General features: G+C 71.3%; 23 protein-coding genes and 1 riboswitch. Of the genes, 17 read left to right on the top strand and 6 right to left on the bottom strand.

What is annotated here, in order from left to right; translation table 11 throughout:
- Positions 1-36: 36 nt before the first annotated feature.
- Positions 37-154: riboswitch (SAM riboswitch) on the top strand.
- 176 nt (positions 155-330) lie between these two features.
- Entirely contained in the window at positions 331-1,707 is a 1,377-nt protein-coding gene (locus OG936_RS08220; protein ID WP_406493559.1) for an aminotransferase class V-fold PLP-dependent enzyme, read from the top strand.
- A 70-nt stretch (positions 1,708-1,777) separates the two neighbouring features.
- On the opposite strand, the gene OG936_RS08215 is transcribed toward OG936_RS08220, so the two are convergent.
- Together OG936_RS08215 and OG936_RS08210 are read right to left on the bottom strand one after the other, a co-directional pair.
- The gene (locus tag OG936_RS08215) at positions 1,778-2,059 is read right to left on the bottom strand and encodes an Lrp/AsnC family transcriptional regulator (RefSeq protein ID WP_093543818.1); all 282 of its coding nucleotides are present in this window, start codon (positions 2,057-2,059) and stop codon (positions 1,778-1,780) included.
- Positions 2,056-2,808, bottom strand: a complete 753-nt coding sequence (locus OG936_RS08210; protein ID WP_406493557.1) for a rhomboid family intramembrane serine protease — start codon at positions 2,806-2,808, stop codon at positions 2,056-2,058. The genes OG936_RS08215 and OG936_RS08210 overlap by 4 nt, the downstream gene beginning before the upstream one ends.
- Before the next feature lie 161 nt (positions 2,809-2,969).
- Here OG936_RS08210 and OG936_RS08205 point away from each other — a divergent pair, with 161 nt between their 5' ends.
- The 5 genes from OG936_RS08205 (at position 2,970) to OG936_RS08185 (ending at position 8,467) form a co-directional block, all read left to right on the top strand.
- Positions 2,970-3,212: a hypothetical protein gene (locus OG936_RS08205; protein WP_266745708.1), complete on the top strand. Its 243-nt coding sequence runs from the start codon at positions 2,970-2,972 to the stop codon at positions 3,210-3,212.
- A 37-nt stretch (positions 3,213-3,249) separates the two neighbouring features.
- The gene (locus OG936_RS08200) at positions 3,250-4,611 is read left to right on the top strand and encodes an NYN domain-containing protein (RefSeq protein WP_406493555.1); all 1,362 of its coding nucleotides are present in this window, start codon (positions 3,250-3,252) and stop codon (positions 4,609-4,611) included.
- Between the two features lie 284 nt (positions 4,612-4,895).
- Positions 4,896-5,924 (top strand): NlpC/P60 family protein, encoded by a 1,029-nt coding sequence (locus OG936_RS08195; protein WP_406493554.1) that lies wholly within the window; start codon positions 4,896-4,898, stop codon positions 5,922-5,924.
- 237 nt (positions 5,925-6,161) lie between these two features.
- Positions 6,162-7,193, top strand: a complete 1,032-nt coding sequence (locus OG936_RS08190) for an NlpC/P60 family protein (RefSeq protein ID WP_406493553.1) — start codon at positions 6,162-6,164, stop codon at positions 7,191-7,193.
- Positions 7,194-7,273: 80 nt separating this feature from the next.
- The gene (locus OG936_RS08185) at positions 7,274-8,467 is read left to right on the top strand and encodes a hypothetical protein (RefSeq protein WP_406500359.1); all 1,194 of its coding nucleotides are present in this window, start codon (positions 7,274-7,276) and stop codon (positions 8,465-8,467) included.
- Between the two features lie 55 nt (positions 8,468-8,522).
- On the opposite strand, the gene OG936_RS08180 is transcribed toward OG936_RS08185, so the two are convergent.
- Positions 8,523-9,773, bottom strand: coding sequence for a glycosyltransferase 87 family protein (locus OG936_RS08180; RefSeq protein WP_406493551.1), 1,251 nt, complete (start codon positions 9,771-9,773; stop codon positions 8,523-8,525).
- A 129-nt stretch (positions 9,774-9,902) separates the two neighbouring features.
- On the opposite strand from OG936_RS08180, the gene OG936_RS08175 reads away from it, so the two are divergent.
- On the top strand, positions 9,903-11,045 hold the full coding sequence (locus OG936_RS08175; protein WP_406493550.1) for a glycosyltransferase family 4 protein: 1,143 nt from the start codon (positions 9,903-9,905) through the stop codon (positions 11,043-11,045).
- A gap of 90 nt (positions 11,046-11,135) precedes the next feature.
- Here the strand turns inward: OG936_RS08175 and OG936_RS08170 are convergent, their stop codons facing one another.
- The gene (locus OG936_RS08170; RefSeq protein ID WP_383750314.1) at positions 11,136-12,932 is read right to left on the bottom strand and encodes an AMP-dependent synthetase/ligase; all 1,797 of its coding nucleotides are present in this window, start codon (positions 12,930-12,932) and stop codon (positions 11,136-11,138) included.
- A gap of 280 nt (positions 12,933-13,212) precedes the next feature.
- On the opposite strand from OG936_RS08170, the gene OG936_RS08165 reads away from it, so the two are divergent.
- From OG936_RS08165 to OG936_RS08140, 6 genes are all read left to right on the top strand, one after another.
- Positions 13,213-14,019 (top strand): metallophosphoesterase, encoded by an 807-nt coding sequence (locus tag OG936_RS08165; protein ID WP_406493548.1) that lies wholly within the window; start codon positions 13,213-13,215, stop codon positions 14,017-14,019.
- Between the two features lie 107 nt (positions 14,020-14,126).
- Positions 14,127-14,576, top strand: a complete 450-nt coding sequence (locus OG936_RS08160; protein WP_406493546.1) for an SRPBCC family protein — start codon at positions 14,127-14,129, stop codon at positions 14,574-14,576.
- 4 nt (positions 14,577-14,580) lie between these two features.
- Positions 14,581-15,891: an ArsA family ATPase gene (locus tag OG936_RS08155; protein ID WP_406493544.1), complete on the top strand. Its 1,311-nt coding sequence runs from the start codon at positions 14,581-14,583 to the stop codon at positions 15,889-15,891.
- 83 nt (positions 15,892-15,974) lie between these two features.
- The gene (locus OG936_RS08150) at positions 15,975-16,433 is read left to right on the top strand and encodes a DUF5304 domain-containing protein (protein ID WP_383750303.1); all 459 of its coding nucleotides are present in this window, start codon (positions 15,975-15,977) and stop codon (positions 16,431-16,433) included.
- 74 nt (positions 16,434-16,507) lie between these two features.
- The gene (locus tag OG936_RS08145) at positions 16,508-17,449 is read left to right on the top strand and encodes an ROK family glucokinase (RefSeq protein WP_383750301.1); all 942 of its coding nucleotides are present in this window, start codon (positions 16,508-16,510) and stop codon (positions 17,447-17,449) included.
- Positions 17,450-17,528: 79 nt separating this feature from the next.
- Positions 17,529-18,287, top strand: a complete 759-nt coding sequence (locus tag OG936_RS08140) for an endonuclease/exonuclease/phosphatase family protein (protein WP_406493541.1) — start codon at positions 17,529-17,531, stop codon at positions 18,285-18,287.
- A gap of 50 nt (positions 18,288-18,337) precedes the next feature.
- On the opposite strand, the gene OG936_RS08135 is transcribed toward OG936_RS08140, so the two are convergent.
- Both OG936_RS08135 and OG936_RS08130 read right to left on the bottom strand, forming a co-directional pair.
- Complete coding sequence (locus OG936_RS08135; protein ID WP_406493539.1) at positions 18,338-19,057, bottom strand: hypothetical protein; 720 nt, start codon at positions 19,055-19,057, stop codon at positions 18,338-18,340.
- The gene (locus OG936_RS08130; protein WP_266745695.1) at positions 19,050-19,829 is read right to left on the bottom strand and encodes a carboxylesterase; all 780 of its coding nucleotides are present in this window, start codon (positions 19,827-19,829) and stop codon (positions 19,050-19,052) included. Before OG936_RS08130 ends, OG936_RS08135 begins: the two co-directional genes overlap by 8 nt.
- Before the next feature lie 325 nt (positions 19,830-20,154).
- Between OG936_RS08130 and OG936_RS08125 the strand changes: the two genes are divergently transcribed.
- The 4 genes from OG936_RS08125 (at position 20,155) to OG936_RS08110 (ending at position 24,139) form a co-directional block, all read left to right on the top strand.
- Positions 20,155-20,919 (top strand): lysophospholipid acyltransferase family protein, encoded by a 765-nt coding sequence (locus tag OG936_RS08125; RefSeq protein ID WP_406493537.1) that lies wholly within the window; start codon positions 20,155-20,157, stop codon positions 20,917-20,919.
- Positions 20,920-20,969: 50 nt separating this feature from the next.
- Positions 20,970-22,178: a MacS family sensor histidine kinase gene (gene macS, locus OG936_RS08120; RefSeq protein ID WP_406493535.1), complete on the top strand. Its 1,209-nt coding sequence runs from the start codon at positions 20,970-20,972 to the stop codon at positions 22,176-22,178.
- Between the two features lie 96 nt (positions 22,179-22,274).
- Positions 22,275-22,967: a response regulator gene (locus OG936_RS08115; protein ID WP_406493534.1), complete on the top strand. Its 693-nt coding sequence runs from the start codon at positions 22,275-22,277 to the stop codon at positions 22,965-22,967.
- A gap of 143 nt (positions 22,968-23,110) precedes the next feature.
- Positions 23,111-24,139 (top strand): 6-phosphofructokinase, encoded by a 1,029-nt coding sequence (locus OG936_RS08110; protein ID WP_406493532.1) that lies wholly within the window; start codon positions 23,111-23,113, stop codon positions 24,137-24,139.
- Positions 24,140-24,160: the final 21 nt, after the last annotated feature.

Genomic DNA, 24,160 nt, shown 5'->3' with positions numbered 1-24,160 from the left:
TTGCGCGTCGACGGACGTATGGCAAGATGCTGCGCAGGTCATGAGTGACAGCGACTACGGCCCCGGCCCGCTGTCCGGCAACCCTCCGTCCGTGGCGGGGTGCCCCGGGTGAAGACCAGGCCGTAGGCAGCGAGGTCTGCGGCAAGCGCGGGCCCCTCGGCATCTGTGAATGCCAACCCCCGGGGTCCTGGTCCCTAGGGAGTCTCTTGTGAGCAAGCGAATGCGATAGGGCTTCTCGGCCCTCCTCCGCACCCCCTTTTTTCTCTTTCCGCTGCGCTGCCGCGTATCCGCCGGCGTACGCGATTCGCCTGCCTGTTACGGGAGTTCGCCATGTCTGTCTTCACCGCTGCCGCCGACCAGTCGCTTTGTACCCCTCTGCCGGTTCTGGGCAAGGGTGTATCGGTTCCGCTTGTCACGGGTGGCGAGGTCACGTACGCCGCTCTCGACTACGCCGCCAGCGCTCCGGCGCTGCAGCGGGTCTGGGACGACGTCGCCGCGTACGCCCCGTACTACGGCAGCGTCCACCGCGGTGCCGGGTACCTTTCGCAGCTCTCCACGGACCTCTTCGAGAACAGCCGCGCGACGGTCGCGGAGTTCCTCGGATGCCGCGCCGAGGACCAGGTGATCTTCACCCGGTCGACCACCGACTCCCTGAACCTGCTGGCCGCCGTCGTCCCCGCCGACTGTCAGGTCTTCGTGTACGAGACCGAGCACCACGCCTCGCTGCTGCCCTGGCGCGACGCCCGGGTGACCTACCTGAACGCCCCGCGCACCCCGGCCCAGGCCGTCGAGACGCTGGAGCGGGCGCTCGCCGACCGCGACCCCTACGGCCCCGCGCTGGTCTGTGTCACCGGGGCCTCCAACGTCACCGGTGAGCTGTGGCCGGTCAAGGAGCTGGCGGCCGCCGCGCACGCGCACGGTGCCCGGATCGTGTTGGATGCCGCGCAGCTCGCCCCGCACCACCCCGTCGACATCACGGACCTGGACGTCGACTGGATCGCCTTCTCCGGGCACAAGCTGTACGCGCCGTTCGGCTCCGGCGTGCTCGCGGGGCGGGCCGACTGGCTGCGGGACGCCGAGCCGTACCTGGCCGGCGGCGGCGCCTCGCGCAGGGTCGCCCGGCGCGGCGACGGCGGTGTGGACGTCGAGTGGCACACCACCGCGGCCCGGCACGAGGCCGGTTCCCCCAACGTCATCGGCGTGTACTCCATCGCCTCCGCCTGCAAGGCGCTCACCGAGGCCGGCTTCGACAACCTGGTCGCCCGGGAGCAGCACCTCGTCACCGCGGTCCGGACCGGTCTCGCCGAGGTCCCCGAGGTCAAGGTGCTCTCGCTGTTCGGCGACGACGCCCCGAGGGTCGGCGTCATCTCCTTCGTGGTGGAGGGCTGGAACAGCTCCCACTTCGCCGCCGCGCTCTCCGCCGAGTACGGCATCGGGGTCCGCGACGGACTGTTCTGCGCACACCCGCTGGTCCGCACCCTGCTGGGCGGCGACCCTCAGGAGGTCGGCGAGTGCGGCGCACCGGAGGCCGAGCCTGGCGAGCGGTCACTGAACGCGATCCGCGTGAGCTTCGGGGCCGGTACGCCGGACGAGCACATCGAGCGCTTCGTCCGCGCGGTCAAGGAGCTGGTGAGCGAGGGCGCCCAGTGGAAGTACCGCACCGAGGACGGCCGCTGCGTACCGGACCGGGGCACGGCGCAGCTCTGACGGGCGCGGCGGGGGACGGGCGTCCGAGCCCGTCCCCCGCCGAAGTGTTACGCCGTGATGTGGGGCGTACCTACGCGTCGAGGCCGATGGCGAAGGCGGCCTCCAGGTCATGCTGCGAGTACGTACGGAACGCCACATGCGTATCGGTGGCCTCGACACCGGGGATCTTGCTGATCCGGCCCGGGATGACGTCCGCCAGGTCGTCGTGCTTGGCCACCCGGACCATGGCGATCAGGTCGTAGGTACCGGTGACCGAGAAGACCTCGCTGACGCTGTCCAGCGCGGCGATGGCTTCGGCGATCTCGGGAATCCGGTCCACGCTGGTTTTGATGAGCACGATCGCGGTGATCACGGCTGACTTTCTCCCTCGGTGGCCCTGGCTGGTGACTTCACTCTATCCGTACGCCGGTAACGCCCCCAGGCGTAGAGAAAGCCGAGGGCGAAGCCGACCACATGGGCCAGATACGCCACCCCCGGCCCCCCGCTGCCCGCGCGCTGGACCGCCAGCCACTGCAGGGCGAACCAGAAGATCAGCACGATCCAGGCGGGGAAACGCAGCGGCAGGAAGAAGAGGAACGGGAACAGGCTCGTGACCCGGGCCCTGGGGAACAGGTAGAGGAACGCCCCGAGCACCGCCGAGATCGCCCCCGACGCACCGACGAGCGTCTGGTCGGACGTGGCGTGCGCGGCGGCGTAGGCGACCAGGGCGAGGTAGCCGCAGACGACGTAGAAGAAGGTGAACTCGGTACGGCCCATGCGTTCCTCGGTCATCACCCCGAACACGTACAGGAAGAGCATGTTGCCGAGCAGGTGCAGCCAGCTGCCGTGCACGAAGAGGGCGGTGAGCGGGGTGAGCAGGGCGCGTCCGGACCCGTCCCACAGCTCGCTCGGGATCACGCCCCAGTGTTCGAAGTACCCCGCCTGGGCAGCGAGCAGGGCGTCGGCGTTGCCGTAGGACGAATTGAAGCCGGAGAGCGGACTGATCAGGAAGACCAGGCAGCACAGGGCGATCAGGGCGTGGGTCACGGACAGTCCGCCCGAGGTGACAGTCCGCAGGAGTCCACTGGTCAGTCTGCCGGCCGCGGCACGCCGATCGATCATGAACAGAGCATGACGCAAGCGGAGGGAACGGGACAGACCGCCTCGCCGTGTCCGGGGGACGCACCGAGGCCGTAGGGTTACGGCAGGACATCCGCAGTTCGACGGCGCACCGCGAGATCCTTGAAGCAGACGGCACGAGGCTCGACGAAAGAGGACGCACGATGACGACGGTTCCCCAGCCGACCGACGGGACCCGCTGGCGTTGCACGCTCTGCGGAAATCTCACGCGCTTCGACGTGACGCGCTCGTCCAAGGTCGTCGAGTACGTCCATCTCGACCTGGCCGGGGAGTCCACCGTCGAGGAGCGCGAGGTGGTCAGTGAGACCATCGAGTCGGTTCGCTGCCGCTGGTGCAACGCGGTGGATCAGATCGAATTGGTGGCCAGGCCGGGTGCCGACTCCTGACGGAGGCGTGCGTACAGACAATTTGGGGTGACGGATGGTGGAGCAGCCCGCTAGCGGCGCAGAGCCGGCCGAGGCGGCCGGCGGCACCGTCGAGGCGCTCGACCGCCCGCTGCCCGAAGCTGTACGGCGACGGGTCGTCGCGCTGGTCTCGGACGCGTTCGGTGGGCTGACGATCACCGAACTCCCGGCCCAGCTGAGGCAGTACGCCCGCTTCACCCCGACCCGGCGCGCCAAGTTCGCCGGGAACGCGATGGCGGCCGCCCTGGAGAGCGACGCGCTGTTCCGTCAGCGGATCGGTGAACGGCTCAAGGAGGGGCAGCCGGAGCTGACCGCCGCGCTGGAGGCGGGTTCGCCGCCTGCCGCCGCCGACCCCGTCGATGTGGCCGCCGCGGCCTACGTGCTGCGCCCGGCCGGCTGGGTGAAGCTGGTCGCCGCCGCGGGCGAGGAGGCCCACCGGGCCGACGCGGAGCGTGCCGACGAGCAGAGCCGCCGCGAACTGGACCGGCTGCGCGAGGAACTCGCGCACGCCCGCGCCCAGACGAAGAGCGAGACCGAACGGCTCCGCGGCGAGCTGGACGCGGTCCGCAAGGAGGCCGATTCCCTTCAGCGCAAACTGCGCAGCGCCGTCAACGAGGTCAAGCGCGGCGAGGCCGCGCTGCGCCGCAGCCGGGTCGAGGCCGATGCCGCGCGGGCCGAGGCGGCGGCCCAGGTCTCTGCGGCCGAGAGCGAGACCCGTCGGCTCAAGGCGCGGCTCGGTGAGGCCGAGACGGCCCTCGAGGCGGGCCGCAGGGCCGCCAGGGAAGGCCGTTCGGTCGAGGACATGCGGTTGCGGCTGCTGCTGGACACGGTGCTCGACGCGGCCCGTGGGCTCCGTCGCGAACTGGCCTTGCCCCCTTCATCGATCCGCCCCGCGGACGGTGTCGACGCGGTCGAGCCCGGCCGGATGTCGCCCAAGGACATTGCGGTCAGGGCGCTTTCGGAGACCGATCCGGCCCTGCTCGACCAGTTGCTCGCGCTGCCGCAGGCGCATCTGATCGTGGACGGCTACAACGTCACCAAGACCGGCTATCCGCAGCTGCCGCTGGAGAAGCAGCGGTTGCGGCTGCTGGGCGGTCTCGCGGTGCTCGCGGCACAGACCGGCGCGGAGATGACCTGCGTCTTCGACGGGGCCGAACTGGCCGCCCCGGTACTGCTCGCACCGCCGCGCGGGGTCCGGGTGCTGTTCAGCAAGCCCGGTGTGACCGCGGACGAACTCATTCGCCAGCTGGCGCGCGCTGAACCGCCGGGTCGGCCGGTCGTGGTGGTCTCCACCGACCGTGAAGTCGCCGACGGAGTGGCGAAGGCGGGCGCCAGGCCGGTTGCGTCCGTCTTGCTCCTGAAGCGCCTTTCGCGCGTCTAGTGACGTTTGTCGGAACTCGGCGGAAATCAGGGAACGGACCGTCAAGCCGCTGCTACGCCCTGTGTGCTGTGGGCAAAGAAGTACCTCCTGTGACGAGAATTTTCTGATGAGGATTTGAACTGATCACAAGTTGGTCACTAGGGTCGGGCCTCGAACCTTCGCACGGTTGATCACCCATCCGGGGTGACGGCGAAGGTACCGCCGAGTCCGTGACGTGCACGGAGCCGGGGATTCGTCTCCCCCACAGCCCGGTAGGCGGCTGGAGGAAGAAGGAGCTCGCCTTCGTGGCGTCCCACCGTCGTCCCAAGCAGCCGAGCCGCGCCCGCGTGACCGTGCTCACCGCGACCGCCGCCGCGGCCGTGGCCCTGACCTCCCAGGCGGCCCAGGCCGATCCCAAGCCCTCCAAGAGCGAGGTCAAGGCGAAGGTCGACAAGCTCTACCACGAGGCGGAGGCGGCCACCGAGCAGTACAACGGGGCCAAGGAGAAGCAGGAGAAGCTGGAGAAGGAAGTCGGCGCCCTGCAGGACAAGGTGGCCCGCGGTCAGCAGGAGATCAACACGCTTCGCTCCGGCCTCGGTTCGCTCGCCGCCGCGCAGTACCGCTCCGGAGGCATCGACCCGTCGGTGCAGCTCTTCCTCGCCTCGAACCCCGACAGCTTCCTCGACGAGGCCTCGGCCCTCGACCAGCTGACGGCCAAGCAGACCGAGTCCCTGGCGAAGATCCAGGAGAAGCAGCGGGTCCTCGCGCAGGAGCGCAAGGAGGCCCAGGACAAGCTCGGCGACCTCGCGGACGTCCGCAAGACGCTCGGCGAGAAGAAGAAGAAGTTCCAGGGCAAGCTCGCCGACGCGCGGCAGCTGCTCAACACGCTGACCGCCGCCGAGCGCGAGAAGATGCGGCAGGCCGACATCCGCGCCAGCCGCGACGCCGGCGACCGGGTCGACCTGGGCAACGAGGTCCCCGCGTCCGCCTGGGGCGCCGCGGCCCTCCGGGCCGGCGCCACCCAGCTGGGCAAGCCGTACGTCTCCGGCGGCACCGGCCCCAACTCCTTCGACTGCTCGGGCTTGACCCAGTGGTCCTACGCCCAGGCCAACGTGCACATCACCCGCACCACGTACACCCAGATCAACGACGGCGCCCGGATCGGGCGCAGCCAGCTGAAGCCGGGCGACCTGGTCTTCTTCAACAACACCTCGCACGTGGCCCTTTACGCGGGCAACAACACCGTGCTGCACGCCCCGAAGCCGGGTACGGTGGTGCGCTACGAGTCGATGAACACCATCGGCAGCTTCCAGTTCGGCGTGCGCGTCGGCTGACGACGCCCGAACGGGCGAATTCCCGCGCCCGCGCAGACGGTCCGCCCCGCCGGAGACCACAGGTCACCGGCGGGGCGCTGCCGTTCGGGCCTCCCTTTCGCCCGACACGGCCTTTGGCCGCTCCGTAACCGTCCGACTACTGTCTGCCTGCTGTGCAGCTCCCGGTCGTCGGTCCGCCCGCCCCGGGCGGCAGGGGCTGCGCACATCTGCGTACAGCGGAAGGGAGTACGGCGTCCTGTGGTGTCCCATCGCCGTTCCACACAGCCCGGACTCAACCGGGGTGCCCGGATCACCGTTCTGTCGGCCGCTGCGGCCACCGCGGCCGCCACTCTCGGGGCGGCCACGGCGAACGCCGACCCGCAGGACACCTCCCGGAACGCCAAGGCCCGGGTCGACCGGCTGTACGGCGAGGCCGAGCGGGCCATCGAGCAGTACAACGCGGCCGGCGAGAACGCCGGGCGGCTGCGCGGCGAGGTGAACCGGGCCCGGGACCGGGCGGCCCGCGGCCAGGAACACCTCAACCGGCTGCGTACGGCTCTCGGTTCGGTGGTGAGCGCGCAGTACCGCTCGGGCGGCCTGGACCCGTCGCTCGCCCTGCTGCTCTCCTCCGACCCGGACACCTACCTCGACCGGGCGGCCACCCTGGACCGCCAGACCGAGCGCCGAAGCGCCGAGCTGCGGGAACTCCAGCAGACGCAGCGCGAACTCGCACAGACCCGCGCGGAGGCCGCCCGGGCGCTGGCCGAGCTGGAGCGCAACCGGGCGGCCGCCATCCACCACAAACGGACCGTCGAGCGCAAGCTCGCCCAGGCCAAGCAGGTGCTGGCGGCGCTGCCCGCCGCCGACCGGGCGGACTTCGAGCAGGCCTCGCGCTCCGGCCGCTACGACGTGTTCCCGGCGACGGCCGACCTCCCGGCCGGCTCCGCCTGGGCGGCCGCGGCCGTGGCGGCGGTCCGCCAGGCACTGGGCCGCCCGTACGTCTGGGGGGCCAACGGACCCGCCGGATTCGACTGTTCCGGGCTGATGCAGTGGGCGTACGCCCGGGCCGGGGTCAGCCTGCCGCGCACCTCGCAGGCCCAGCGGTACGCGGGACGCATGGTGCCGCTCTCCGAGGCCCGGCCCGGCGACCTGGTCGCCTACCGCGCGGACGCCGGCCACATCGCCATGTACGTCGGCAACGGCCAGGTCGTGCACGCCCCGTACCCGGGCGCCCCGGTGCGCTACGACCCCGTCGGCATGATGCCCGTCTCGTCGGTCACCCGCGTCTGACCCGTACGCTCGACCGGGTGACCCACAGACGGCGTACCGCACGGCGGAGATGTGCCGGAGAACGGCGCGCGGCCGGCCTGCTGCTCGCCGGGCTGCTGCTGCTCTCCGGCTGCGCGGACCCCGACGACGACGCCGTCCCGGCCTCCACCACCCGCGGTGTCCGGGCCACCCTGGAGCGTCGTGCGGCCGCCGTCCCGGCCCACGACACGGACGCCTACCTGGCCGTCGTGGACCCGCGGGCCACCGGGCTGCGCACGGCCCAGCGCCGGGAACTGGACAACCTCGCGGACGTACCGCTGAGCTCGTGGACGTACCGGCTGACGGACGTGACCGCGCAGGGCACCGACCGGGCCACCGCCGATGTCCAGCTGCGCTACGCGATCAAGGGATACGACGCCGCCCCGGTCTCCGTGGACCGGGTGCTCGATCTGCGACGGGACCGGGCGGACGGCCGCTGGTACCTCACCGGCGACCGGGCGGGCAAGGACGCCACCGGACAGCTCTGGCAGCAGGGCGACGTGCGGGTGGTACACGGAGAGCACAGCCTCGTCCTCGGGGTCGGCCGCACGCAGCAGGAGCTGCGCGGGATCGCCAGGACCGCGGACCGGGCGGTGCCCGCCGTCTCCGGAGCCTGGCCGGAACGCTGGGCCGGCCGCGTGCTGGTGCTCGTACCGCGCACCGTGGAGGACATGGCGGGGCTGCTGGGGTCACCGGCGGCGAACTACCGGGGCATGGCGGCCGTGACCACCGGGCGGACCGGCGGCCTCGACCGGGCGCCCGCGGACCGGGTGATCGTCAACCCGCAGGCGTACGGCATGCTCAGCACCTTCGGGCAGCGCATCGTCCTCACCCATGAGATCGCCCATGTCGCCACCCGCGCCCGCACCTCCGCCGCCACCCCCACCTGGCTCTCCGAGGGCTTCGCCGACTGGGCGGCCTACCGCGCCGAGGACCGTACCGCCGCCCGGGCCGCGCCCGAACTGGCCGACGCCGTCGCGCACGGCGAACTGCCCGCCGGACTCCCCCCGGACGAGGACTTCGGTTTCGCGGACGACTCGACGCGCCTGGCGAAGGCGTACGAAGGCGGCTGGCTGGCCTGCGAGCTGATCGCCGACCACTGGGACGAGAAGAAGCTGTTCGCCTTCTACCGGGCCGTCGGAGGGCACTCGGGGCGGGACGGGGCGGTGGAGCAGGCCCTGCAGGAGGTGCTCGGCACGACCCCGCAGGAGTTCACCGCGCTGTGGCGGGAGTATCTGCGCTCCCGGCTCGGCTGACCGCGGCGCGCCGCCTGCCGCGCCCGTCCCACGGCTGCTGAGTGCCGCACGTGGCTCAGTAACCGACCGATTGTGCCGCACGGCCGGCGTCGGATTCGGCGGCCGAGGGCGCGGCGCCGTCGTGCGGCGCACCGGACACCGTCCGCCGCCACAGCCGCCGACAGGCGATGAGCGTCGCCGCGACCAGCAGGCCGTTGCGCAGGAACATCAGCGTCACGCCCGTCGCGTCACTGCTCACCACATGGACGAACCCGAACGGGAACTCCGCCTGCGTGATGCCCGTGGCGAGCAGTACCAGAGCGGCCGGGAGCACTATCCGGCTCTCGCGGAAGACCAGGCAGACCGCCGCCAGACCGACCAGCCACAGCATGTACTGGGGGCTGATCACCCGGCTCGTGGTCGTGAACAGCAGCACCGCCGTGAACGCCGCGTCGGCCGGGGTGCTCACCCGGAAGTCGCGGGCCCGCAGCCGCCACACCAGCAGCCAGCCGAACGCGACGACGGACAGACCGAGGGCGAGCGTGCTCACCAGGGACACATGCGGACCCAGGAACTCCAGGGAGCCGTAGTGCAGCTCCACCCGGCCCTGCCAGCCGAAATTCCGCCACACGTGGAAGACCAGCGCTCCCAGCGACTCGACCTCGGTGCCCCGGTCCCGCTGAAAGCCGAGAAAGGCCAGTGCACCCGGCATCGCCACGGTGCACACCACCAGCAGCCCGGCCGCCGTCACCGCCGCGGCCGTCCACGCCCGGCGCGTCCACGGCCCGCGCCCGGTACCGGCCAGGATCAGTGCCGGCCACACCTTCAGCAGCGCACCGACGGCGGCCAGCGCGCCCAGCACCCGCGGATGCCGCACGCCCGCCAGCAGCGCCGCCACCGCCACCGCCGTCACCATCACGTCGTAACGGGCGTACGCGGTCGTACCGAGCAGCGGCACGCCGGCCACCCACACCCAGGCGCCCGCCGTCCACCTGCCGGTCCCGCGGCTCGCGTACAGCAGGAGCCCCAGCACCAGCCCGTCGCACAGGAACGCGAGGACGAAGAAGGCCGAGGCGTAGTCCAGGAACGGCAGCAGGGCGGGGGAGAGGACGGCGAGCGCGGCGAGGGGCGGGTACTGCCAGGTGACGTCGGACCGCGGGTACGCACCGGTCTTCAGGACCTCGGACCAGCCGTGGTAGATCACCGAGACATCGCTGGTCACGTCCGGTCCGGACAGGGTGATCACCTTGGTGACGCAGAGCAGCAGCACGACCCTGGTGAGGGCCCAGACCGCGAGAGCGAGCCGCGTGCCGGTCGATCCGGTCATGACCGCCTCATCCGTTTCGACAGTGGGTACGCCGGTGGGTACCCACCGGCGTAGCCGGTGGTACGGGGAGCCATGATGCCCGCCCGGCCTGTGCGGGAGCCATTCCGCCGCCCGGTACTGTCGGCCGGGATGGACAAGACCCTGATCGTGACCAACGACTTCCCGCCCCGCCCCGGCGGTATCCAGGCGTTTCTGCACAACATGGCACTGCGCCTGGACCCCGGACAGATCGTCGTATACGCCTCCACCTGGAAGCGCAGCCCCGAAGGCATCGCGGCCACCGCCGCCTTCGACGCCGAGCAGCCCTTCACCGTCGTCCGCGACCGGACGACGATGCTGCTGCCGACCCCTCGGGTCACTCGGCGTGCCACGCAGCTGCTGCGCATGCACGGCTGCACGTCCGTGTGGTTCGGCGCCGCGGCCCCGCTCGCGCTGATGGCACCGGCGCTGCGCAGGGCCGGCGCCCGGCGGCTGGTCGCCACCACGCACGGTCACGAGGCGGGCTGGGCCCAGCTGCCCGCGGCCCGGCAGCTGCTGGGCCGGATCGGCGAGACCACGGACACGATCACCTACCTGGGGGAGTACACCCGCTCCCGGATCGCCGCCGTACTCACCCCCGAGGCTGCGGACCGCATGGTCCAACTGCCGCCCGGCGTCGACGAGAAGGCATTCCATCCGGACTCCGGCGGGGACCTGATAAGGGCCCGGCTCGGGCTCTCGGACCGGCCCGTCGTCGTCTGCGTGTCACGTCTCGTGCCACGCAAGGGCCAGGACACGCTGATCCTCGCGATGCCCGCGATCCTGGAGCGGGTGCCGGACGCGGTGCTGCTGATCGTGGGCGGCGGGCCGTACCGCAAGGAGCTGGAGCAACTGGCCGTACGGACGGGGGTCGCCGGCTCGGTGCATTTCACGGGGCCGGTGCCGTGGGACGAGCTGCCCGCCCACTGCGGCGCCGGCGACGTCTTCGCCATGCCGTGCCGGACCCGTCGGGGCGGCCTCGACGTGGAGGGCCTCGGCATCGTCTTCCTGGAGGCGTCCGCGACCGGACTGCCGGTGGTGGCGGGCGACTCGGGCGGCGCGCCGGACGCCGTGCTCGACGGCGAGACCGGGTGGGTGGTGCGCGGCGGCTCGGCGCAGGAGACGGCCGACCGGATCGTCACCCTGCTCCGCGACCCGGAGCTGCGGCAGCGGATGGGGGAGCGGGGCCGGGCCTGGGTCGAGGAGAAGTGGCGCTGGGACCTGCTGGCCGAGAGGCTCAAGGCGCTGCTCTGAACCGGCCCGGAGCGCCGCCGGAGCCGGGCCGGGTTCCGGCGGCGCTCGGTCGGTTCCGGTAGCCGGCCGACGGCCCCCGGCCGACGTCCGTCAGCCCCGGTAGATCGCCTCGATCTCGTCCGCGAAGTCCTTCGCCACCACATTCCGCTTCAGCTTCAGCGACGGCGTGATGTGGCCCGCCTCCTCGGTGAACTGGGAGGACAGGATGCGGAACTTGCGTACCGACTCGGCCTTGGACACCGCGGCGTTCCCGTCGTCCACCGCCCGCTGCACCTCGGCCACCAGCTCCGGGTCCTCGCGCAGCGACGCGGCCGTCGAGCCGGCCGGCTTGCCGTGCTCCTGCGCCCAGCGGCCCAGGAACTCCTCGTCCACCGTGATCAGCGCGCCCACGAACGGCCGCCCGTCGCCGACCACCATGCACTCGGCGACCAGGGCGTGCCCGCGGATACGGTCCTCGATCACCGCGGGAGCGACGTTCTTGCCGCCCGCCGTGACGATGATCTCCTTCTTGCGACCGGTGATCGCGAGATAGCCGTCCTCGTCGAGCGTGCCGATGTCGCCCGTGTGGAACCAGCCGTGGGCCAGCGCCTCGGCCGACGCCGCCTCGTTGTTCCAGTAGCCGGTGAACAGGTGCTCGCCGTGCAGCAGCACCTCTCCGTCGTCGGCGATCCGGACGACCGAGCCGGGCAGCGGCTGGCCGACCGTACCGATCTTCTGCCGGTCCCACGGATTGAAGGCGGTGGCCGCGCACGTCTCGGTGAGGCCGTAGCCCTCCAGGACGGTGAAGCCGATGCCGCGGTAGAAGTGGCCGAGCCGCTCGCCCAGCGGTGCGCCGCCGGAGATCGCGTACTCGCCGCGGCCGCCGAGTACCGCCCGCAGCTTGCCGTAGACCAGCCGGTCGAAGACCTTGTGCTTGAACTTCAGGCCCATGGACGGGCCCTGAGAGGTACCCAGCGCGCGGCTGTAGGCGATCGCCGTGTTCGCGGCCTTGTCGAAGATCCTGCCCTTGCCGTCGGCCTGCGCCTTGGCGCGCGCCGCGTTGTAGACCTTCTCGAAGACCCGCGGCACACCGAGGATCAACGTCGGCCGGAACGAGGCCAGTTCATCGGTGAGGAGCTTGATGTCCGGTACGCAGCCGAGCTTGATCGGGGCCATCACCGAGGCCACCTCGACCAGTCGTCCGAAGACATGCGCGGCGGGCAGGAAGAGCAGCACCGAGCACTCACCGGTACGGAAGAGGGGCTTCAGCCGCTCCACCACATTGCCGCACTCCGCGAAGAAGCTGCGGTGCGTGAGCACACAGCCCTTGGGACGGCCGGTGGTGCCCGAGGTGTAGACGATGGTGGCCGGGTCGTCGGCCTTGGCGGACGCCATCCGCAGGTCGAGGATCTCGTCCGAGATGTCCTCGCCGATCGCCGTCAGCCGGGGGACCGCCCGGTCCTCGATCTGCCAGATGCCCTTCAGGTCCGGCAGATCCGCTTGGACCGAGGCCACGGAGTCCTGATGCGCCTGGGACTCCACGATGCACAGCGTGGCGCCGGAGTCCCCGAGGATCCACTGGATCTGCTCGGGCGAACTCGTCTCGTACACCGGGACGGTGACCGCGCCCGCACTCCAGATCGCGAAGTCGAGCAGCACCCACTCGTAGCGGGTACGGGAGAGCAGGGCCACCCGGTCGCCGGCCTCGACACCCGCAGCGACCAGGCCCTTGGCGACGCCTCTGACCTCGGCCAGGAACTGTGTGGCGTCGACATCGGTCCACACCCCGGCCACCTTGCGGCTCATCACCGCGACATCGGGATGCTGAGCGGCGTTGCGGCGGATGAGATCCGTCAGGTTGCCGTCCGAAGGGACCTCGTACAGGGCCGGAAGGCTGAACTCGCGCAAGACTGCTGCTCCTCATCGGGCTCCGGTGCCACGGCTCTGTGTGACGCACCGGCTGCGGTCCAAGAATGGCTGATGCTCAGTGGGGTGAGCACGACTGGACTGCCCGGACGTTACCCACCGGTACTCGGTTCCCGATAGGGGGTTCCGGCCAGATGTCTTATGCGTCACATACAACCGTGATCCTTGGGCGCACAGTAGTCCACCACCGTTACCGCCCGGAGGTAATAGCAGGTCCGGCGGCCTCTACCCAGGTGCACGGCGGGGTCCTAGGGTGATCGTCATGCCAGCCGGACCGAACAGCGAAGGAACCCCGACCTCGCGGCGCACCCGCGTTCATGTGGTCAGTGACGTGCACGGCAACACCGAGGCCCTGGCCCGAGCCGGGGACGGCGCCGACGCCCTGATCTGCCTGGGTGACCTGGTGCTCTTCCTCGATTACGCCGATCACTCGCGCGGCATCTTCCCCGACCTCTTCGGCGTGGAGAACGCCGACCGGATCGTCGCGCTGCGCACCGCGCGCCGCTTCGAAGAGGCCCGGGAGTTCGGCCGCGGCCTGTGGGCGGGCAAGGACCGCAACGCCGCGATCGTCTCGGCGGTGCGCAAGCAGTACGCCGAGCTCTTCGATGCGTTCCCCACCCCGACGTACGCCACCTACGGCAACGTCGACATCCCCGACCTGTGGCCCGAATACGCACGCCCGGGCACCACCGTCCTGGACGGCGAGCGCGTCGAGATCGGCGGCCGGGTGATCGGCTTCGTCGGCGGCGGGCTGAAGACCCCGATGAACACCCCGTACGAGATCAGCGACGAGGAGTACGCCGCCAAGATCGACGCGATCGGCCCGGTCGACGTCCTGTGCACGCACATCCCGCCCGACGTGCCGGAGCTGACGTACGACACGGTCGCGCGCCGCTTCGAACGCGGCAGCCGGGCCCTGCTCGACGCCATCCGCAGGAACCGTCCCCGGTACGCGCTGTTCGGCCATGTCCACCAGCCCCTGGTGCGCCGTATGCGGATCGGTGTCACCGAGTGCGTGAACGTCGGCCACTTCGCGTCCACCGGCAGGCCCTGGGTCCTGGAATGGTGACCGCACCGGCGCCGGACCCTGGGCCGGGGCGCCGCGCGCACGCGATAGCCTTCTGACGGCAGGCATCTGCCGACGCACCGGTACACCGCACTGGAGGAGCCACGGCGATGGCTGAACACACCAGCTCGAGCATCACGATCGAGGCGGCGCCGGCCGACGTCATGGGAGTGATCGCCGACTTCGCCCGCTACCCGGAGTGGACCGGCGAGGTCAAGGAGGCCGAGGTGCTCTCCAGCGACGACCGCGGCCGCGCCGAGAAGGTCCGCCTCGTCCTCGACGCCGGAGCGATCAAGGACGACCACACCCTCGCGTACACCTGGATCGACGACTACGAGGTCAGCTGGACCCTCGTCAAGTCCCAGATGCTGCGCGCCATCGACGGCTCCTACGCACTGGCCCCGCTCGGCGACGGCGACCGCACCGAGGTCACCTACCGGCTGACCGTCGACGTCAAGATCCCGATGCTCGGCATGATCAAGCGCAAGGCGGAGAAGGTCATCATCGACCGCGCCCTGGCCGGTCTGAAGAAGCGCGTCGAGTCCGTCCCGAAGGCCTGACCCGGTGCGAACGGTTCTCGTCACCGGCCCCGGCGGCGCGGGCCGTACCACCGTCGCGGCGGCAACCGCCCTGGCCGCGGCCCGCCGGGGCCGCCGCACCCTGCTGCTCTCCGCCGACGCGATACCCGGCTTCCCCGCGGGCACGGAACCCGCCGAGGCCACCGACAACCTGTGGTCCGCCCGCATCGACTCCGGCGAGCACTTCCGCGGCGAACTCCTCACCCTCCAGGAGCGGGCCTCCGGCGTGCTCGACCTGCTCGGCGGGAACCGGCTGGACGCCGAGGAACTCACCGAACTCCCCGGCAGCGCCCAGCTCGCCCTCCTGCACGCCCTGCGCCGCGCCGCCGAGGGCGACTGGTCGCACGGGGGCTACGAACTCCTCGTCGTCGACCTGCCGCCGCTGCGCGAAGCGCTCGCCGTGCTCGCCCTGCCCGAACAGCTGCGCCGCTATCTGCGCCGGCTGCTGCCCCAGGAACGCCAGGCCGCCCGCGCCCTGCGCCCGATGCTCGCCCAGCTCGCCGGCGTACCCATGCCCGCCCAGTGGCTGTACGAGGCCGCCGCCCGCAAGGACGCCGAGCTGGCCGCCGTCCAGGCACTGATCGAGGACCGCAACACCACGCTCCGGCTGGTCGCCGAGCCCGGCCCCGCCGCCGAGGACGCGCTGCGTACCGCCCGCACCGGATTCGCCCTGCACGGACTGCGCGTCGACACCCTGGTGGTGAACCGGGTGCTGCCCAGGCACTCCGGCGACCCCTGGTTCGCGGCCCTCTCCGCGCAGCAGGAGAAGACCATCGACCACTGGTACGTGGAATGGGTGCCCGCGGCGGCCCTGTGCGAAGTGCCCCACCTCGGCCGCGACCCGCGCGGCCCGGACGACCTCATCCTCCTCGACACCGGCGCCGGCAGCACCGTCTTCGAGGAGGCGGGCACCGGCGGCGGCCTCTTCGAGGGCGACGGACTCGCCGCGGAACTGGACGACCGCGGGCCGGGCCGCGCCGACGACCCCTGGTGGATCGAGGACCCGGACGCCCCGGACGGCCTGGTGCTGCCCGGCTCCCGGATCGTGACCGCCCCGCGGTCCGGCGACGGCGACCCGGTGCTCGTCTGGTGCCTGCCCCTGCCCGGCGCCGTCAAGACGGACCTCCAACTGGTGCGCCGCGGCAACGAACTGCTCCTCACCGTGGGCCCGTTCCACCGGACCGTTCCCCTGGAGTCCGGGCTGCGCCGCTGCACCGTATCCGGCGCCGCCCTCACCGACGGGGTGCTCCGCGTCAGGTTCACGCCGGACCCCGGGCTGTGGCCCCGGACGAGCTGAACGCCGCGTCACGGTTCCGGTAACGTCGGTAGTGCGTACCCCCTGATGCGCACCGCAGGCACACCACGTCGCAGGAGTCCGCCATGAGCGAAGCCACCGATCGTCCCGCCGACGACGACGCGTGGGCGAAGGCCTGCGCCGAGGACCTCGAAGCGGAGCAGGCCCGCCGCCGCGCCCAGCACGGCCCGCCGCCCGGCGCCGCCGCCGACGAGCTGCGCAAGCTGGTCGACGCCGTGGCCGACAAGATCTCCTCCCTCCAGACGCCGCTCCTCGGTGCGGCGGCCCAGGGCACCGTGCGGCAGATCATCAAGCAGGCGAAGTCCGCCGTCGAGCCCGTCATCGAACGTAATCCGGACGTCTTCGACCACATCGCCGCGGCCGGAAGTGAACTGCTCGCCGCCTACCGCTCCGCGGTGGAAGGCCAGGAACGCCGCTGGACCCGGGGAGCCGGGGACCCCGCGGGCGCCGAAAAGAAGGCCGACGACCCCACCGACCCCCGCGACGAGGGCCCCGCCGCAGGCGAGCACATCGACCTGGACTGACGGGCACGGAGGGGCCGGGCCCCCGGCTCGGGTACCGTTGGCCACAGCGGGGCTCGACCGAAACTGAGGGATTCATGGGACTCACCATCGGCGTCGATATCGGCGGCACGAAGATCGCAGCTGGAGTGGTCGACGAAGAGGGCCGGATCCTCTCGACGTTCAAGGTGCCGACCCCGCCGACGGCCGACGGCATCGTGGACGCGATCGCGTCGGCGGTGTCCGGCGCGAGCGAGGGCCACCAGATCGAGGCCGTCGGCATCGGCGCTGCCGGATACGTCGACGACAAGCGCGCCACCGTGCTGTTCGCACCCAACATCAACTGGCGGCACGAGCCGCTGAAGGACAAGGTCGAACAGCGCGTCGGCCTTCCGGTCGTCGTCGAGAACGACGCCAACGCCGCGGCCTGGGGCGAGTACCGCTTCGGCGCCGGGCAGGGGCATGACGACGTCATCTGCATCACGCTCGGCACCGGTCTCGGCGGCGGCATCATCATCGGCAACAAGCTGCGCCGCGGCCGCTTCGGAGTGGCCGCCGAGTTCGGTCACATCCGGGTCGTCCCGGACGGCCTGCTCTGCGGCTGTGGCAGCCAGGGCTGCTGGGAGCAGTACGCCTCCGGGCGCGCACTCGTCCGGTACGCGAAGCAGCGCGCCAACGCCACTCCCGAGAACGCCACGATCCTGCTCTCCCTCGGCGACGGCACGGTGGAGGGCATCGAGGGCAAGCACATCAGCGCGGCCGCCCGGCAGGGCGACCCGGTGGCGATCGACTCGTTCCGCGAGCTGGCCCGCTGGGCCGGTGCCGGACTCGCCGACCTCGCCTCGCTGTTCGACCCGTCCGCGTTCATCGTCGGCGGCGGCGTGTCGGACGAGGGCGAGCTCGTCCTCGACCCGATCCGCAAGTCGTTCCGGCGCTGGCTGATCGGCGGCGAGTGGCGCCCGCACGCCCAGGTGCTCGCGGCCCAACTGGGCGGCAAGGCAGGGCTGGTGGGCGCGGCGGACCTGGCCCGCCAGGGCTGAGCCGACCGGAACCGGACAGAACCGGACGCCCGTCGCGCCCCTGTGGGGTGCGGCGGGCGTCCGTCGTATCGTGAGTCGCATGGTCCTGACGCCACTGCCCGACTCCCGTACCGAGCCGGATGGTTCGGCCGTCATCAGAGTGCTCTGCTACAACATCCGCTCGATGCGCGACGACTGCGCGGCGCTGGCCCGCGTCATCAGCGCCTGCGCCCCCGACCTCGTCCTCATCCAGGAGGCCCCGCGCTTCTTCCGGTGGCGCAAGCGCGCCGCCTGGCTCGCGGCCCGCACCGACCTCGTCGTCCTCGGCGGCGGCGCCACGGCGGCCGGTCCGCTGCTGCTCTGCTCGTTGCGGGCCACGGTGGAGCGCACGGAGGACGTCCTGCTGCCGCTCACCCCCGGACTGCACCGCCGGGGTTTCGCCACGTCGGTGGTACGGATCGCGGGAACCCGGATCGGTCTGCTGAGCTTCCACCTGAGCCTGCGGCGCGACGAACGCCTGGCCCAGGCCGAGCTGTTGCTGGACGGGCTGGACGCGATGGGTGTCGAGCACACCATCGTGGCGGGCGACCTCAACGACGTACCGACCGGGGCCGCTTTTAGGCGGCTGGCCGGGCGTCTCCAGGACTGCTGGGCCGTCCGGCCGTGGGGCGGCGAACACACCTTCACGCCGGACGCGCCGCGGCGGCGCATCGACGCGGTCTTCGCGACAAGCGGGATCGAGGTGCTCGGCTGCGGTGTCCCGGCGGGGCTGCCCGGTGTCACCGAAGCGGACCTGCGAGCGGCCACGGACCACCTGCCGGTGCTGGCAGCGCTACGGGTGCCCGCGACCAGGCCCTGAGCCGCGGCGGCAGCGGCTCAGGGCATCAGGGAAACCCCGCCGGACCGGTCTCAGACCACCGCGCCGCGGCCCGGGTCGTCGCCGTCCTCGTCGTCGTCCTCCATGCGCGCCACCAGCGTGACGAAGCCGCCCAGGAAGCCGCCGACACAGATCGTCGTGAGCCACCAGGTCATGTCCCACCGCAGCAGCACCGCGATCAGCATCAGCACCGGGCCGCCGACGACCGCGAGCCAGGCAAACTTCGCCGTGACATCGGCCTCCGGCAACGGGGGCGGCTCCGGGGGAACGAAATGCCCCTCGTCGCTGTCGTCGAGGTCGTCGTCCTTCGGCTCCGCGACCTCGTAGTCGCGCGGGCCGGCGACGCCGGGCGCGAACACGATCGAGCTGCCGAGCGGCTTCTCCGGCGGCTTCGGGGACTTCTTCCCGACCCCCTTGTCCGGGTCCAGGACGCCCGACTGATCGTCCTCCGGCAGGGCGAGATCCTCGATCGACCTGAACGGCCTGGCGCCCGGCGGGTCCGCCGGCTCCTCGCCGTACCCCGCGACGATCGCCTCCCACGCGGCTTTCTCGTCGACCGACCGGTCGGATCCGTCGCCCTCGTCGCCCTCGTCGCCGCCCGGCGGCGCCGTCCGGGCGGCAGCGGCGTCCTGCGGGCCCGTGCCCGTGCCCGCACCGGTACCCGTACCGTCCTCGGGAACGGCCGTTCCCTCCGCGGGAAGGGGCTCGCGCCCCTCTTCACTGCCCGCGCGCTCCGCGTCGTGCTCAGCCACCTGACGTGCTCCCCTTCATTCCGACGCTCGGAGCGAGGCGGCCGATGAACCGGTAGCTCTCGTCGAAGATCCGCTCCGCATCGTGGTCCAACGTCGCCACGTGGTAGCTCTGTTCCAGCAGGATCTCCTCGACGTCCGTCGAGGACACCCGGCTGAGGATCCGGGCCGAGTCCGCGGGCGGCACCACATGGTCCTGCGGGCTGTGCAGCAGGACGATCGGCTGGGTGACCTGCGGCAGCTCGGCATCGACCAGGCGGAAGAAATTCCGCAGCGAATGCGCCGCGTGCAGCGGCACCCGGTCGTACCCCACCTCGGCGGAGCCCGGCAGGGCGATGTCGCTCGCCAGCCCCTTCGTCGTCCGCACCAGATGGCGGGCCACCGGCAGCGCGTATGCCGACAGGCCGTGCACCTTGTTCGCCGGATTGACGAGGACCAGACCACTGATCGCGTCCCCGTGCTTCGCCGCCAGCCGCAGCGTCAGCGCGCCTCCCATGGAGAGACCGAAGACGAAGACCTGACGGCACCGTTCCAGCAGGGCGCGCAGTTCCCGGTCCACCTCCGCGTACCAGTCCTGCCAGCCCGTGAGCTGCATGTCCTCCCAGCGGGTGCCGTGCCCGGGCAGCAGCGGCAGTGACACGGTGAGCCCACGCTCCGCCAGATGGTCGGCCCAGGGGCGCAGCGACTGCGGGGAACCGGTAAATCCGTGACAGAGAAGGACGCCGACCTCTCCGCCCTCGTGGCGGAACGGCTCGGCTCCAGGCAGGACCGGCACCGGGGTCTCCTGTTCGTGAGGCTCGCAGGGGAGCGAAAGGGGGAGCGCGGAAGGATTACTTCACCGTACGCGACCGGACTGACACCGACCAGGGGCGTCACTGACACCGGCCGGGGTCGTCACCGACGCCGGCCGGGGCGGTCACCGAGACCGGGCGGGGCGGTCACCGAGACCGGCCGGGGCGGTCAGCGAGACCGGGCGGGTGGTCGACACCGGCAGCCGCCATGGGGGTGGCCGCGTCCGCCGCTTCCGGTCCACGCCGGGCGGGGGCGCGGACGGCCACACGGGTTAAGGTCGTTCCGACAGGACACAGGAGGCACCCGAGTTGATCTACGGCGCAATGAAGTTCTCCATCGGCGGGGGTCTGAAGCTCGCCTTCCGGCCGTGGGTGGAAGGCCTGGAGAACATCCCCGCGCAGGGACCGGCGATCCTCGCGAGCAACCATCTGTCGTTCTCCGACTCCTTCTTCCTCCCGGCCGTCCTGGACCGCAAGGTCACCTTCATCGCCAAGTCCGAGTACTTCACCGCACCCGGGGTGAAGGGCAGGCTGACCGCCGCCTTCTTCAAGGGCGTGGGCCAGCTCCCGGTGGACCGCTCGGGTGCCCGCGGCGCCGGTGAGGCGGCCATCAAGGCGGGCATCGAGGTCATCGAGAGCGGCGGACTCTTCGGCATCTATCCGGAGGGCACCCGCTCGCCCGACGGCCGTCTCTACCGCGGCAAGCCCGGCGGGCTCGCCCGGGTGGCGCTGGCCACCGGAGCGCCCGTCATCCCCGTCGCGATGATCGACACGGAGAAGATCCAGCCGCCCGGTCAGGTGATGCCCAAACTGATGCGTCCCGGGATCAGGATCGGCAAACCGCTCGACTTCAGCCGCTACCACGGCATGGAGGGGGACCGCTTCATCCTGCGCTCGGTCACCGACGAGGTGATGTACGAGATCATGAAGCTCTCCGGCCAGGAGTACGTCGACATCTACGCGACCGCCGCCAAGCGGCAGATCGCGGACGAGGCGAAGCGCCGCGCCGAGGAGGAGAAGCGCCGCGCCGAGGAGGAGAAGCGCGCGGCCAGAGGGTCCGGAACGCAGGGGTGACGGAACGGTTCGGCGCGTAACCGCGTCGTTTCCGTCCGGGGGGTGGGGACATGGCCAAGCGCGAGCGGGTCGTACGGATGTCGGTCGAGCAGCCGCTATGGCGTGCGCTGACGGCGTACCGCATTCTGACGATGCTCTACGCGGTGCTGCTCGCCGTCTTCGGCCGGGACAGATACGACCGGCCGTGGGTGGCCGTGGCCTTCCTGGTGGTGATGTCGGCCTGGACGCTCGCCACTCTCCCGAAGGTCGCGGGCGCCGTCGCCTGCACCAAGCGCTTCCTCGGCGCCGACCTGGCGGTCGCCCTCGTCGGTATCCTCCTCACTCCGCTCGCCGACTTCGAGGCCCAGCAGATCGACGGTCCGACGCTGCCGTCGATCTGGACCGCGGGTTCCGTGCTGGCCTTCGCGATCAAGGGCGGCTGGCGCTGGGCGGCCTTCGCCTCCACCTTCGTCGCCGTCGCCAACATCATCGAGCGCGGCGAGCCCAGCCGGGACACCTTCCACAACGTCCTGCTGGTCTGGGTGGCCTCCATCGCCATCGGTTACGTCGTCGAGGTGGCCAGGGCCAGTGAGCGCACCCTCGCCCGCGCCCTGGAGATCGAGGCCGCCACCCGCGAGCGGGAACGGCTGGCCCGCGACATCCACGACAGCGTGCTCCAGGTCCTGGCGATGGTGCAGCGCCGCGGCACCGCGCTGGGCGGTGAGGCCGCCGAACTGGGCCGGATGGCCGGGGAGCAGGAAGTCGCCCTGCGCACCCTGGTCTCCAGCGGGCTCGTGCCCACCACCCGGGTCTCCGAGGACGCGGCCGAGGGCGCCGTGGTCCGCAGCGTCGAGGTGGACGACGAGGAGGACGGATCGTCGGGGCGGGCCGCCTGCGATCTGCGCTCCCTGCTCGCCCCGCACGCCGGCTCCCGGATCAGCTTCGCGGAGCCCGGCGCTCCGGTGCTACTCGCTCCCGCGGCCGCGAAGGAGCTGGCGGCCGCTGTCAGTGCTGCCCTGGACAATGTGAGGGTGCACGCGGGGGAGACCGCCCAGGCCTGGATCCTCGTCGAGGACTGGCCGGACGAGGTGATCGTGACGGTCCGGGACGACGGCCCGGGCATCCCGGAAGGGCGGCTCGCCCAGGCGGAGGGGGAGGGACGCATGGGGGTCGCCCTGTCGATCCGGGGGCGGCTGCGTGACCTGGGCGGCACGGCGGAGTTGATTTCGGTGCCCGGCCAGGGCACCGAGGTCGAGTTGAAGGTCCCGAAGGTCGCGTAGTCCCGTAAGTCCCGTAGGTTTCAAGCGCTTCAACGCTTCAACGCTTCAACGCTTCATAGGATTTGTAGGTTCGCGGGGGAAGGCAGGATCAGGCAGATGAGCACGGAGAACACCCAGGGCGCCGAGGAACGGGCCATCAGGGTGATGGTGGTCGACGACCACCCGATGTGGCGCGACGCGGTGGCCCGCGATCTTTCCGAGTCCGGTTTCGAGGTCGTGGCGACGGCGGGTGACGGACCGCAGGCCGTGCGCCGGGCCAGGGCCGCCACCCCCGACGTCCTCGTACTCGATCTCAACCTGCCCGGCATGCCCGGCGTGCAGGTCTGCAAGGAGCTCGTCGGCTCCCACCCGGGGCTGCGGGTGCTGGTCCTCTCCGCGAGCGGCGAGCATGCCGACGTACTGGAGGCGGTCAAGTCCGGCGCCACCGGATATCTGCTCAAGTCGGCCAGTACGCAGGAGCTGACCGAGGCTGTGCGGTCCACCGCCGTCGGCGACCCCGTCTTCACCCCGGGCCTGGCCGGACTGGTCCTCGGCGAGTACCGCAGGCTCGCCTCGGACCCCACCCCCGTCGCGTCCGACGAACCCAGGGCCCCGCAGCTCACCGAGCGGGAGACCGAGGTGCTGCGGCTGGTCGCCAAGGGGCTCTCGTACAAGCAGATCGCCGAGCGTCTGGTCATCTCGCACCGCACCGTCCAGAACCACGTCCAGAACACCCTGGGCAAGCTCCAGTTGCACAACAGGGTGGAGCTCGTTCGGTACGCGATCGAGCGCGGTCTGGACGACGCCTGAACGCGCCGGAGCGTGCAGCCCCGCATCTGTGAGACCAACCGCCCCGTAACGCAACGGATTTGACCTTCCGCCCCGTCCCTGAGTGACCTGGATCACGAATAGCGTGATGGTCAGGGGGCTCACTTCGGCGAAGGGATGCTGCCATGCGGGTCGGAGTACTGACCGGGGGCGGGGACTGCCCCGGGCTCAACGCGGTCATCCGTGCCATAGTCCGCAAGGGCGTGCAGGAGTACGGCTACGACTTCATCGGATTCCGGGACGGCTGGCGCGGCCCGCTGGAGGGCGAGGCGGTGCCGCTCTCCATCCCCGCGGTGCATGGCATCCTGCCGCGCGGCGGCACCATTCTCGGTTCCTCGCGCACCAATCCGCTCGGCGCGGAGCACGGCGTCCGCCGGATCAGGGACAGTCTTGCCGCGCACGAGGTCGATGCGCTCGTCGCGATCGGCGGCGAGGACACCCTCGGCGTGGCGGCGACCTTGTCCGACGAGCACGGCATCAAGTGCGTCGGCGTACCCAAGACCATCGACAACGACCTCTCCGCCACGGACTACACCTTCGGTTTCGACACGGCCGTCTCCATCGCGACCGAGGCGATCGACCGCCTGCACACCACGGCCGAATCCCATATGCGGGTTCTCGTCGTCGAGGTGATGGGCCGTCACGCAGGCTGGATCGCGCTCCACTCGGGACTGGCCGGCGGTGCGAACGTCATCCTCATCCCGGAACAGCGCTTCGACATCGAGCAGGTCTGCTCCTGGGTGACCTCCCGTTTCAGCGCCAGCTACGCACCGATCGTGGTGGTCGCCGAAGGGGCCATGCCCACACAGGGCAAGCTGATCCTCAAGGACGGCTCGCACGACTCCTTCGGTCATGTCCGGCTCTCCGGCGTCGGCGAATGGCTGGCCAAGCAGATCGAGAGCCGCACCGGCAAGGAAGCCAGAACGACCGTCCTCGGCCATGTCCAGCGCGGCGGTACCCCCAGCGCCTTCGACCGCTGGCTGGCCACCCGCTTCGGCCTGCACGCCATCGACGCCGTGCGGGACGGCGACTTCGGCATGATGGTGGCCCTGCAGGGCACGCACATCGTGCGGGTGCCGATCGCGGAGGCGACCGCTCGCCTCAAGACGGTCGATCCGGCCCTCTACGCGGAGGCCGGTGTCTTCTTCGGCTGAGCGGCGCAGCCTTCTTCGGCC

Origin of the sequence: Streptomyces sp. NBC_00846 (assembly GCF_045207325.1) — a bacterium.
In the GTDB taxonomy this organism is placed as follows: Bacteria; Actinomycetota; Actinomycetes; order Streptomycetales; family Streptomycetaceae; genus Streptomyces.
This window is presented reverse-complemented; position numbering and strand designations above follow the sequence as displayed.